The organism is Pedobacter paludisoli (assembly GCF_052344095.1).
Taxonomy (GTDB): domain Bacteria; phylum Bacteroidota; class Bacteroidia; order Sphingobacteriales; family Sphingobacteriaceae; genus Pedobacter.
Genome location: NZ_CP179926.1, coordinates 1,942,435 through 1,954,306, shown reverse-complemented (window position 1 = coordinate 1,954,306; position 11,872 = coordinate 1,942,435). Strand labels below are relative to the sequence as shown.

The 11,872-nt window shown below is 35.8% G+C and carries 10 protein-coding genes; 9 read left to right on the top strand and 1 reads right to left on the bottom strand.

Annotated features, from left to right (window positions below; translation table 11 throughout):
• Nucleotides 1-53: 53 nt before the first annotated feature.
• From ACJVDK_RS07825 to ACJVDK_RS07805, 5 genes are read left to right on the top strand one after another with little or no spacing between them, the layout of a single operon-like run.
• On the top strand, nucleotides 54-1,382 hold the full coding sequence (locus ACJVDK_RS07825) for a hypothetical protein (RefSeq protein WP_443939722.1): 1,329 nt from the start codon (nucleotides 54-56) through the stop codon (nucleotides 1,380-1,382).
• Nucleotides 1,372-2,151 (top strand): glycosyltransferase family 2 protein, encoded by a 780-nt coding sequence (locus tag ACJVDK_RS07820; protein WP_443939721.1) that lies wholly within the window; start codon nucleotides 1,372-1,374, stop codon nucleotides 2,149-2,151. The genes ACJVDK_RS07825 and ACJVDK_RS07820 overlap by 11 nt, the downstream gene beginning before the upstream one ends.
• Nucleotides 2,152-2,154: 3 nt before the next feature.
• On the top strand, nucleotides 2,155-3,228 hold the full coding sequence (locus tag ACJVDK_RS07815; RefSeq protein WP_443939720.1) for a glycoside hydrolase family 99-like domain-containing protein: 1,074 nt from the start codon (nucleotides 2,155-2,157) through the stop codon (nucleotides 3,226-3,228).
• Entirely contained in the window at nucleotides 3,225-4,325 is a 1,101-nt protein-coding gene (locus ACJVDK_RS07810; RefSeq protein WP_443939719.1) for a glycosyltransferase, read from the top strand. The genes ACJVDK_RS07815 and ACJVDK_RS07810 overlap by 4 nt, the downstream gene beginning before the upstream one ends.
• Nucleotides 4,322-5,431, top strand: a complete 1,110-nt coding sequence (locus ACJVDK_RS07805) for a DUF1972 domain-containing protein (protein ID WP_443939718.1) — start codon at nucleotides 4,322-4,324, stop codon at nucleotides 5,429-5,431. The genes ACJVDK_RS07810 and ACJVDK_RS07805 overlap by 4 nt, the downstream gene beginning before the upstream one ends.
• 309 nt (nucleotides 5,432-5,740) lie before the next feature.
• Here ACJVDK_RS07805 and ACJVDK_RS07800 read toward each other — a convergent pair whose 3' ends face one another.
• Nucleotides 5,741-7,294 (bottom strand): capsule assembly Wzi family protein, encoded by a 1,554-nt coding sequence (locus ACJVDK_RS07800; RefSeq protein WP_443939717.1) that lies wholly within the window; start codon nucleotides 7,292-7,294, stop codon nucleotides 5,741-5,743.
• 334 nt (nucleotides 7,295-7,628) lie between these two features.
• Between ACJVDK_RS07800 and ACJVDK_RS07795 the strand changes: the two genes are divergently transcribed.
• The 4 genes from ACJVDK_RS07795 to ACJVDK_RS07780 all read left to right on the top strand — a co-directional run bounded on the left by ACJVDK_RS07795 (nucleotide 7,629) and on the right by ACJVDK_RS07780 (nucleotide 10,650).
• A complete protein-coding gene (locus ACJVDK_RS07795; RefSeq protein WP_443939716.1) occupies nucleotides 7,629-8,819 on the top strand; it encodes a sialidase family protein in 1,191 nt (396 codons plus the stop codon).
• Nucleotides 8,820-9,172: 353 nt separating this feature from the next.
• The gene (locus tag ACJVDK_RS07790; RefSeq protein ID WP_443939715.1) at nucleotides 9,173-9,370 is read left to right on the top strand and encodes a hypothetical protein; all 198 of its coding nucleotides are present in this window, start codon (nucleotides 9,173-9,175) and stop codon (nucleotides 9,368-9,370) included.
• A 9-nt stretch (nucleotides 9,371-9,379) separates the two neighbouring features.
• Nucleotides 9,380-9,658, top strand: a complete 279-nt coding sequence (locus ACJVDK_RS07785) for a hypothetical protein (RefSeq protein ID WP_443939714.1) — start codon at nucleotides 9,380-9,382, stop codon at nucleotides 9,656-9,658.
• 575 nt (nucleotides 9,659-10,233) lie between these two features.
• Entirely contained in the window at nucleotides 10,234-10,650 is a 417-nt protein-coding gene (locus ACJVDK_RS07780) for a hypothetical protein (protein WP_443939713.1), read from the top strand.
• Nucleotides 10,651-11,872: the final 1,222 nt, after the last annotated feature.

Below are 11,872 nucleotides of genomic sequence, written 5' to 3'. Positions count from 1 at the left end.
TAGTTTAAGAGAATTACTTTTAAAATTTTAAAAAGATTAGATCTACCTAAATAATGTTTAACAAACAAAGTATATCATTACAAATTGAAAGTTCATATATTAAGAAATATGGCCGCCAATTAAAAAAGGTTATGCCTTTGGCAATCATATTTTATTTTTTTAATAGTTTTTTATTGCCACCTGGACTTTTATTTACAACATTACTAACGCCGTTTTATTTATTTTGGTTGATTCGAATAAATGCGCCTTTAAAAGGAGTGTTTTTTATCTATTTCTTAATAGTATTTTTGTTTTTTTTATTCCATAACTTTTACGATGTTTACTTCAGTGCATATTTTATTTCCTCAACATTATATTTTACATGTTTAACTTTTACAATAGCCATTTATTACTTTCTTAAAAGAAATCCTTTAATTATTGAAAGTATTTTCAACCGTCTTGTAAGACTAAATGCCACATTTGTTATTATTGCGTTACTTTCACTTTTAGTTGTTCCTGAAAAGAATATTTTTTGGTATAAGAATGAAATTACCGAAATAATTGGAAATTTTCCAAGATTGAAACTATTTACAACAGAGCCATCTGCATATAGTATGCTTTTAGTGCCTCTATTTTTGTTTTATTTTCAATTCTTTTTTTTCTTAAGAATGGATAAAAATAAAACAATTATTTTAATGAGTTTAAGTGTCTCACTGTTAATTAGTTTATCGTACGGGACAATTGCAGGGATAATCGTGTCTATTTTTATATTTACAATTATTAACGTATTCAAAACTTCAAGAAAGCAATTCAATTTGCGCTTAATTGTTTTTTTCGCATTTATGATTGGAGTAGTTATTGTTTTATTACTTGGCCCTTTAAATGATAGTGGTATTGTTTTAAGAGTTAGTAATATCTTGGCAGGTAAAGATACTTCTGCCAATGGGAGATCATTTGAAGCTTATATTTTAGCAGATAAAATAATTTCAACCAAAAATTCACTAATAGGTTTAGGCCCTGGTCAATTAAAAATAATAGGAAAAGATATTATAACTAATTTCTATGATTATGGAGCAAGTGAATTTGCCGACAGTTTAGGGCCTGTTAGAATTCCTTCTGCTTTAGCTGATTTATTGTCTGTATATGGATATTTGGGTTTAGTTCTTAAGTTGGTTTGTGAAATATATTTGTTCGTCAAAACGAAAGTTTCAGAAAGTTCATATCGTCTCTGTCTTTTTATATTCATGTTTTTATTTCAATTTGTAGGAAGTGACACAGCTAATGTAAATGAATATTTTATTTGGGTTTTGGTCTTTTCCGGATTATTCCCAGATGCATATTTTAAAAGTAAAAGGACAATAAAAAAGTCTAATTATAGAGCCGTAAATATTTATGGAAAATAGAAAGGATATATCAATTATTATAGCAGTCTTTAATGCCGAAAAATTTTTACAGAATGCAATTCAAAGTGTTGTTAGTCAGTGTAATAACTTTGTTGAGTTAATTGTGATTGACGGAGGTTCAAATGACGGAACTGTAGAGATCATTAAACGGAATGAAAACTTTATAGATAATTGGATTAGTGAGCCAGACAAAGGAATTTACGATGCTTGGAATAAAGGAGTCCAATTAAGCACTGGTGATTGGATTATGTTTTTAGGAGCAGATGATCAATTGGTGCCAGACGCTTTACAAAAGTATACTGATTTTATGTCGTCAATACCAGATTCGGAACACATAGAGTACATATCAAGTCGGATAGAAATGGTTGATTTACAGGGGAAATCTATCCGCGTTAAAGGTTGGACATGGGAATGGCCCTTATTCTTACGGGATATGACCGTTGCACATCCAGGGTCATTGCATTCCAAAAAACTGTTTGAGAAATACGGTCTTTTTGATATTTCGTACAAAATAACCGGTGATTATGAGTTGCTATTAAGACCTAGAGAAAATTTAAAGGCAGCTTTTTTTGATGAAATTACCGTGTTAATGCAAGAAGGCGGTGCAAGTGATTCTTTAAAAGCACTAAAAGAACATGAGCGTGCTGCCGTGTTTACAGGTGGGGATTCTCCGTTATCTGCAAAATTGAATCGTTATAAAATACAGTTAAAGTTTAAAACGAAGGCAATATTACGCAAATTGGGCATAAATGCATATTTGAAGAAGTAAAAAATGACAGCAAATTTTTTTCGAATTGTTTTGTGTGTTTTCTTGAGTGCTGATTTACTTTGCTGTGATGCACAAAACAAGGTTCAAATTGGCGCCTATTATTTTGATGGTTGGACAGGTGTATACCCTTATCATCTTACAAAAAGTCTGCAGGATAACTTTAGCGAAAGAGAACCTAAATGGGGTTGGATGACTAGCTCGCAAGCAATTATGAATAAGCAAATTCAAGAAGCCACCAATGCTGGATTATCTTTTTTTAGTTTTTGCTGGTATTATCCTGATGGGAAAAAATATACAACAGAACCATTAAACAATAGTTTGAATTATTTTGTGAAATCGCCCATCAGTAAGCGGATGAAATTTTGTTTAATGGTGGCCAATCATCAAGGTTTTTTAATTAATCGAGCAAATTGGAGCTCGGTTTGTTCAGAATGGTTGGGTTATTTTAAAAAGAGTAATTATTTAAATGTAGCTGAAAAACCTTTATTAATTTTTTTCTCTTTGCAAACTTTAATTGATGGATTAGGTGGTGTTGACGCAGTATCGAATGGCTTGGATAGTTTACGAATAGCGGCTAAAGATATTGGATTAAAGGGAGTGAGCATAGCTGTTTGTATTGACGGAAATCCTAAAAATACTGCATTAGCAAAGGCTTGTGGCTTCGATTTGCTTACAGGATATAATTATCATCAAATTGCTTTGAATAGTGCAAAAAAAGAAGTCCCAATAGAAAAATTGCAAATTTCCGAAATGAATCTTTGGAGTAGCATTGCCAATCAAACTACATTACCTTATATTCCTGTAACTACTTTGGGTTGGGATCCCAGACCTTGGGCCAATAAAAGTAATAAATACGATACAGCCCCTTATTATGCAGGCTTATCGCCGCTTAGTGTAGCAAATTCCGTTTCTAATTGTATAAAATGGTTGCGTACAAATAAAGCAAAAACAACAAAAGAACAAATTGCGCTATTATATGCCTGGAACGAATATGGAGAAGGTGCTTATTTAACTCCTAGCAAAAATGGGACTAATTTGTTAAAGTATATCAAGAAAACAATAAGCAACGCGCCATGATAAAAGTTCTCATGATAGCAAGAGCCACGCTCTATTCCAGCCCTGGTGGCGATACCGTTCAAATACTGAAAACAGCTTCTTTTTTAGTACAATTGGGGGTAGAAGTGGATGTTAAACTAACAACCGATGTGTTGGATTATGCGCAATACGATTTGGCTCATTTTTTCAATATCATTCGGCCGGACGATATTATTCCGCATATTAAAAAGTTAACCATTCCGTATGTGGTATCTACTATTTATGTAGATTATAGTGAGTATGAACAGAATAATCGTTCTGGAATAATTGGTTTGATATCGCGTATATTGAACAGCGATCAGCTCGAATATGTAAAGGTACTTGCTCGGTTTGTAAAAAATGGTGATAAAATAAACTCTGTTGATTACCTCTTAAAGGGGCATCGTAAATCGGTTCAGTACGTAGCAGAAAAATCAGCTTTGTTATTGCCAAATTCGCACAGTGAGTATAATAGGTTAGCAAAGGACTATCAATTAAAACATCCGTATGAAAAAGTGGTTAACGCCATTGACCCATCGGTATTTAAAGAGGACGCAGAAGTTAATGAGCAGTACCAAGATTACGTGTTAAGTGTGGGGCGTATAGAAGGACGTAAGAATCAATTGAACTTGATTAAAGCTTTGGCAGGAACAGGATTGAAGTTGGCTCTCATAGGGAAACCTTCGCCCAATCATCTAGCCTATTACGAACAATGTAAAGCGCTTGCAACGGAAACAGGAAATGTAACATTCATCGAACATATTGAGCACACTGAATTGGTAAAAATTTACAAAGCAGCCAAGGTACATGTTTTACCAAGTTGGTTCGAAACAACGGGTTTAAGTTCATTGGAAGCCGCAGTGATGGATTGTTCCATTGTGGTAAGTGCAAAAGGCGACACGGAAGAATATTTTCAAGACATGGCGTATTATTGTGATCCGGATAAGGTTGAAACGATTAGAGAGGCTGTTTTGAAAGCGCATCAAGCTCCAGTAAACGGAAAATTAAAGGCGTATGTATTGGAACACTATACTTGGTTAAAAACAGCAGAACAGACTTTAGCAGCGTACAATAGCGTATTAAATAGAAAAACAGCATGAAAATAGCAATCATAGGTACTCGAGGAATTCCCAATTACTATGGTGGTTTTGAGCAATTTGCCGAATATCTTTCTTTAGGATTAGTAGAAAAAGGGCATCAGGTTACGGTGTATAATTCGCATTCACATCCCTACCAAAAAAGTAATTGGAAGGGAGTGGAGATTGTTCATTGTAAAGATCCGGAAGATAAAATAGGCACAGCGGGTCAGTTTATTTACGATTTAAACTGCATACTGGATACACGTAAAAAGAATTTTGATATTATTTTGCAATTAGGCTATACCAGCAGTTCCGTTTGGGGTTGGTTATTGCCACGTAAAAAAAGCATTGTTACCACCAACATGGATGGGTTGGAATGGAAACGAACCAAATATTCAAGAAAAGTACAGCGGTTTTTACAATATGCAGAAAAGCTAGGGGTAAAGTACAGCGACCATTTAATTTCGGATTCTATCGGGATTCAAAGTTATTTAAAAGATAAATATAAGGTTGATTCAGATTTTATTCCCTATGGAGCACATCTTTTTCAAAACCAAGATGCGTTGGCCTTAACTGCATATAAGGTAGAACCGTATCAATACAATATGCTAATTGCACGCTTGGAACCCGAAAATAGCATTGAAGTAATTTTAGATGGTGTGGCACAGACGAAGTCAAATAAGCCATTTTTGGTCATTGGTAAACACGAAACAACGTATGGGGAATATTTAAAAAATAAATTTCGAGAAGTCGAAAATATTCGTTTTGTAGGTGGGGTGTACAACATCGAAACCTTAAATAATTTGAGACATTACTCGAACGTATATTTTCATGGGCATACAGTAGGGGGAACCAACCCTTCACTATTGGAAGCCATGGCTTCACAATCGCTCATTTGTGCCAATGATAATATTTTTAATAAATCTATCTTAGGGGAAGATGCCTTGTATTTTACCACGAGTCAGGACGTAGAAGATATCCTTCTAGGCACGAATAAGCACAATTATAGGGGGTATATTGCCAACAATGAGCAAAAAATAAAAGAGGTTTACGACTGGAATATTATCGTAGATCAGTACGAAACACATTTTATGGGAATAATGGAAAAGACGAAAGTTCGTTCTTGAGGAGCATAGTACAAGAAAAAATTGTAATGCTGAATTTTTTAAAAAAATCGTCATTGCGAGGAGGCACGACGTGGCAATCTTTCAAGCAGTTTTTTGATAGTATATTTTTTATGATAGATTGCTTCACTCCTAGCTATATCCCAATCTCTCCGTTTGCAATGACGCCCGTTTGAAACGACATTGTAAGTTTAAAAAAGTGGTCAATTGCGAGGAAGTACGAGGGGAAAATCTTTTACACATGGCTTAATTCTTTCCCTAACTGACCAAGACAGCCTCGCTGTTCAGAATGTAACCACTCTCTAAAACAGTTTAAAATGTTCTCTTTACACTAAAGTTTAAACCAAAAGAATCGTTTAATAAACTACCCGCATCGAAAGCCAATGCCGCTCCAACGGCAAGGTCACGCGGAAGTTTTTTACTCGCTTTGAGGTAAAAGCTCGATTGATAAACCGGAACGAAAAGATTGCTGGTTTCTGGATTTCTTATAACTCCTGTTGAACTACCATACTCGCTGGTAGCAAAGGTTCCAAAATTTTTAGAAAGGGAGAGTTTCGTGATAAAGTCAATGATTTTCCATTCGAAATTAGCACCAAAATGGAAGGCTAATACGCGATTGTTGATGAAGAAATCTCTGCTCCTTCTAGCTTGTCCGGGCTTTGCATTGTAATGTTCGGTTATAAGCGGGTTCCCTAAACTTACGTCATTATAGGTCCAGCCATGAGTATAAAAAAAGTTGTTGTAATAATCTTCGTCTCCTGATTTGGTTGGCGTAGACCAAGGATAACCCGCTTGGTTTTTTGAATGAAAAAATTCAACTAAATATTTCTTCCATTTAAAGGAATTTGTTTGATTGTTGAAATTTTTATTCTCAACCATAATGCCAGTTAAACCATCTGCTGCATTGGCGAGTTTCGATAAAGCCCCCACATCGTAAAAAAATTGTTGATACAACAGCATGCGATAGCTTTCAAAATCGTATTCCAAGCCAAAATCAATGGAGCCATTTTGATTACCAATTTTAGATGTGGGTACACCCGTATTTCCGTATGATTTCCCTTGAACAACATACCAAAAGGTTTGAAAGGGTGTTAATTCAAAATTTTCTCCAAAGGTTTCAGGTTCGCTACCCCAAAATACTTGATGGTTAAAACCTCCGTATAATTGCAGACTCCAATCTTCCTTGCCCAAGCGTGCATAAAATGACTTTTGATGAAAATAGGTGATGGGATTAGTATTGCCCATATAATATGTTTCTTTATTGTCTAAGCTAGCAATGGTACTTACAATAGGCATTTTTCCCAACCAGCCGTGGGAAAAGGTTCCTTTTACTGAAAATAAACCATCGAAAATAGGGATCCGCCAATAATTGGGTATAGACAATTCAACTTTAGGTACACCCAATGTATTTCCAGAAATAGCAAAGTTCCCACTCGATAAGGTGGTATCGCCGTTTAGTCCCATTACATCTTTCGAGCGTCCCCCTTGTAATTGAAACATGGCGTATCTCAGTTTCACATCGGCTTCAATGAGTTGGCCGTTTATTTTATTTCCACCATTTACCCGGCCTTCTAAGCCAAAATTCCAAAAAAACTTGTGGTTGTTTAAGCTGTCGTCTACTGAGTTGTAGAAGCCTTTTTTTATACGGCCAATTGCACTTGCGGAAGCGCCGGATAGGGGGACAGATCCATATTGATTGGAACGCATCCAAAAAGGAACAACTCCGTTGGTGGTTCCGGTTGCTTGTCCTTCAATTTCTGCCTTTATTTGGTTGCTGTATTGCGCATTTGCATTAAAAAAATTAATAAATACAACTAAAAAGCTTATTAGAATCGAAAAATGAATGCTTTTGTTCTTAAAATACATGTATCGGACTAAAATTAGGGAGATTACAATGCAAATATAACGGCTTAGAAACGTGTTTTATTATTTTTTTTCTAATTACCTAAACATAAGTAAATATGAATAACCACTCACTAAAATAACATAATTAGTTTAAAGGGGGCGGGTTTTCAACATGCAATGGTTCGACTTTTAGTATGGTGTTTTTAATTCATATTCAATTTTTTTGTTTTTTGTCAACTAAATAATTCATCTAATCAATTTTTTTGTTATTTTAGAAAAATTTTGAATCCCTAACGCATTGATATTTATGAGGTTTAGTAACTATTTGATTGGTTTTTTTCTGCTTATGATATTTTTGAGTTGTAAGAAAAAAAGTAAAATTGAAGAAGAGATTGCTCTGGCCAAGCCTGCCATTGATGTTATAACAAAGGGAGATTCTATTAAAGGAGATTCGATAAAAATGATAAGTTTTGATCCTGAACCAGACGATATTGGTAGCGCTATAGTGGACTTAGAAGGAGAGTTGTTAGTAAACCAAACAGGAATCACCAAGTTTACGGCTAGATCTTGGCAAGGAATTCCCTCTATACAAATATCAGAGGGAGGAGTTTTATTTTTGGTATGGTATACTGGTGGACCCGATGAGGAACCCGGGAATTATTTGACATTGTCTGTTAGTAAAAATAAAGGCCTCACTTGGACTAAAAATGCACTTATCGTAAACCCTACGAAATCAAATGTTCGTTTTTTTGATCCAGTATTGTGGAAAGATAAGTTTGGTAATGTTTTTCTCTCTTGGTCAAAATGTAAGGATTCAAAATGGGATGGAAAAGGTGGGGTTTGGTATTCGAAAATTGATTATGTTGAGGATAGGATAACTACGACTACACCTCGATGGCTAAGTGATGGAGTCATGATGAATAAACCTTCCCTTTCTTTTGACAAAAACATCACATATTATCCAGTGGCATTTTGGGGGCAGTCGTTTGGGACATCAGTTTATCAATCTACGAGTAACGAAGTGTTTAAAAAAGCTGTTAATTTTAAGAAAATAAGTGCTATTAATATACAGGCAAGTATTCGTACGTTTGATGAACATTCAATTATTCAATTAGCAGATAGTTCTTTTATTGCGATGATGAGAACTACTGATGGTATTTATTCAGCGAAAGCAAATAAAACTCAATTGTGGTCAAATCCTCAAAAATTTACGCAATTGGGCGCAACCACTGCCTCTCGATTTTTTCTAAATCGTCTAACCTCCGGTCGTATTGCACTTATTATTAATAATAGTACCTCGCGCAATAACCTAAAGATTTTCTTATCGGATGACGAGGCTAAAACCTGGAAATACAGTATGATGATTGATTCTAGAGAAGGTGTTTCTTACCCCGATTTAACAGAGGCAGCGGATGGAACTTTGTATGTTACCTATGATCGCGATCGCTATGGCGCACAAGAAATTCATTGTGTTTCCTTTAATGAAAATGATGTCATTACGAACAACACTGCTAACATCAAGAGATACATCGTTGATAAGAAATAAGAGGATTTTGATAAAATACCTACTTCTCAGTAATTGATTGTACTATTTAAAATTTCAATAATTGTGTAGTTGAAACACTACACTACAGAAAAGTATTGTAATTGGCTATTGCTTTGAAGAAAATATTTTCAGCAATAATTTAGTTTTTTACGCGCTTTTTTATAAATTCACGACTTCAATACGGACATCTCTATTCTTAATCGCCTTAATTAAAAGGAAATTGTTGATTAAGCTCATCTCGTAAATCATCCAATTTATTCAGCAAATTTTAAGCGGTGCATAACTGTGTATGCTTTTGTTTTGAATAGCCCTTGAGAAATTTATTTATGTTTAACCTATAAAACCATTTACAGATGAGTTTAAGTAACAAGATTTCCTTAGAAATCACCACAGAAGAGATGGCGGCTATTACCGCTGCATTTGAACAATTAAACACACTATTAAAACCACTTTTGGTTATAAATTTAACTGCTGAAGACCGAAAAGGAATGTTAAAGATGGGCGATAAAACCCTAGCATTCGTAGCTAAAACGCTTGAGTATGCTGCTTAAAACCCTTCCATGGTTCCTAAGTACGTTGATTTGGTAGAAGCCAGAAAAGATTATAAGCTTTCTTCAGATGTGTATACTATTTATCAACAATTAAGCACATTATATCGTGGTATAGAAGGTACTGGGATGGTAGCTGGAGCAGAGGCGTATGAAGCTTCTTTAGTTATTTATCATTCATTAAAAGGAGCAAGCCGTTCCAATATTCCCGGTACACAAGCCATGTATGATGATTTAAAACAGCGTTTTCCTGGTAGAGGAAAAGGTGTGAGTAACACTCCTGAAGAATAGTTCTAATATTCATAAACTGCCTTTAAAGGTATTTAAAAGTACTTCGGGAGACTAAATTGCTCTTCAGAGGTACAAAAAGGTAGTCAGGAAGTAGAAAAAGCAATCTCAGGGCGGAAAGTTCAATTTGTTTGCCACGGAAACACAAAAAACACGGAAGGTTAATTTTTTGAGATTGCTTCATCTCGCACAGTCTAGCTTTGCAATGATGATTCGACCAGCCGTTATTGCGCGCTTAGCAAGCAATCTCATGAAGAGAAATCCTTTAGCGCCTCATAGCCGGCGGGCTTAGTTCTTTTTTCTTGATAATAAAGTAACCAAACAATCAAGGCTTGGATCTGTTGTTGAATAAAGCTAGCAGAAGCTCGATGGCGATAATTTGAGGCCTTGGCTTCGCTCCATTCCTTCGCTCGGCTGCAAATTCTCTTGAATAGTAAGAACTTGAACGTTTCTGCAAAGCTTCTCGCTGCTTTCTTCGTCCAACACCTCCTAGGCCGCTCCTAGCATGGGGGCTAGCCGAGCACCGAATATTAGAGATGCGTTGTATGCCACCGATGACATAAAAATTTTTGAGCGATATGCCGGTAAAACAAACCTTCAAAATAGCAGTTCTTAACCGAAGTACGCCCGTCGGTCCCAAGCAGCGGAAAAAAACAAAAACAGTAGCAGAAACATTCGAGTTTGTACTACCGAGCATTGTTCAATTTAGTTTTGTGGCAATAATTAAATATTGGTTACAAAACCAATCTCCCACAAAACCAGCGAGACTGTTTTTGTTTTGTGTAATGGCTTTGCGCGCCAAGCTGCCTAGCCGGATCGACAAAGGCTTTTGGTTACTTTTGGCCCACAAAAGTAAATGCCCTGCCGGCAAGAGGCAAGCAAGGGAAAGAGTGCGAGGCAATCTAGCATCATTTACTGAAAATTTCATAAACACCCCTCGTCATTGCGCGCTTAGCAAGCAATCTCATGAAGAGAAATCCTTTAGCGCCTCATAGCCGGCGGGCTTAGTTCTTTTTTCTTGACAAAAAAGAACGAAAAAGTCAAGGCTTGGATCTGTTGTTGAATAAAGCTAGCAGAAGCTTGATGGCGATAATTTGAGGCCTTGGCTTCGCTCTATTCCTTCCGCTCGGCTGCAAATTCTCTTGAACAGTAAGAACTTGAACGTTTCTGCAAAGCTTCTCGCTGCTTTCTTCGTCCAACACCTCCTAGGCCGCTCCTAGCATGGGGGCTAACCGAGCACCGAATATTAGAGATGCGTTGTATGTCACCGATGACATAAAAATTTTTGAGCGATATGCCGGTAAAACAAACCTTCAAAATAGCAGTTCTTAACCGAAGTACGCCCGTCAATCCCAAGCAGCGGAAGAAAACAAAAACAGCTGCAGCAACATTCGAATGTGTACTACCGAGCATTGTTCTATTCAGTTTTGTGGCTACAATTACTATTGGTTACAAAACCATTCCCCACAAAACCTAGCGAGACTGTTTTTGTTTTGTGTAATGGCCTTGCGGGCAAAGCTGCCTAGCCGGATTGACAAAGGCTTTTGGTTACTTTTGGCCTTCAAAAGTAAATGCCCTGCCGGCAAGAGGCAAGCAAGGGAAAGAAGGGGGTAAAAGTCTGAAAAGTCAGAGGTCCGAAAGTCGTAATGTCAAGGGGGGGATTTCTGGAGGTATAAAAAGGTACTTCGGAAGTATGTATAGTCCGAAAAGTCTGGCTGGCGAAAAAGCTGTTAAATTGCTAGAAAAGAAACCTGGTAAAAGCAAATAATACAAGCGTAAACTAAATTGAAATCCCTAACATACAACTCTACTATTTCATATGCGAATAACCCTGAAGAAAACTATAAAAGTCTTCCGATTAGGGGCTTATTTATCGTGGTACACAACATAAGGTGTATGTTTTGTAATATAAATTAGTAATTATGTTTTGGTCGATTTAAGTTGAGATGAATAGCTATTATTTGTATTTATAATTTGTATTCCTTTTTATAAGGTATTGCTATGTTGGATGTTATGTTTTTTTTAATTTTTTGTTAAATTTTTGCGCTGATTTTTTTAAAATACACTAAAAATAGGGTCGATTTAGATTTTTGCTTAGGTTTTGTGTCGCGTAAATAAGGCAAAAAAAATTGTTTTTCATGCGAATTGTATAATTATTTTAAAATACTTAGAAATAAGTATATAAATAGATACAGTTTTTTATTATTTTTGTAGTAA

Bases quoted from the DNA above. Each gene is read 5' to 3' on its own strand.
- ACJVDK_RS07825 (WP_443939722.1), top strand. From the start codon at position 54: ATGTTTAACAAACAAAGTATATCATTACAAATTGAAAGTTCATATATT.
- ACJVDK_RS07820 (WP_443939721.1), top strand. From the start codon at position 1,372: ATGGAAAATAGAAAGGATATATCAATTATTATAGCAGTCTTTAATGCC.
- ACJVDK_RS07815 (WP_443939720.1), top strand. From the start codon at position 2,155: ATGACAGCAAATTTTTTTCGAATTGTTTTGTGTGTTTTCTTGAGTGCT.
- ACJVDK_RS07810 (WP_443939719.1), top strand. From the start codon at position 3,225: ATGATAAAAGTTCTCATGATAGCAAGAGCCACGCTCTATTCCAGCCCT.
- ACJVDK_RS07805 (WP_443939718.1), top strand. From the start codon at position 4,322: ATGAAAATAGCAATCATAGGTACTCGAGGAATTCCCAATTACTATGGT.
- ACJVDK_RS07800 (WP_443939717.1), bottom strand. From the start codon at position 7,294: ATGTATTTTAAGAACAAAAGCATTCATTTTTCGATTCTAATAAGCTTT.
- ACJVDK_RS07790 (WP_443939715.1), top strand. From the start codon at position 9,173: ATGAGTTTAAGTAACAAGATTTCCTTAGAAATCACCACAGAAGAGATG.
- ACJVDK_RS07785 (WP_443939714.1), top strand. From the start codon at position 9,380: ATGGTTCCTAAGTACGTTGATTTGGTAGAAGCCAGAAAAGATTATAAG.
- ACJVDK_RS07780 (WP_443939713.1), top strand. From the start codon at position 10,234: ATGCCGGTAAAACAAACCTTCAAAATAGCAGTTCTTAACCGAAGTACG.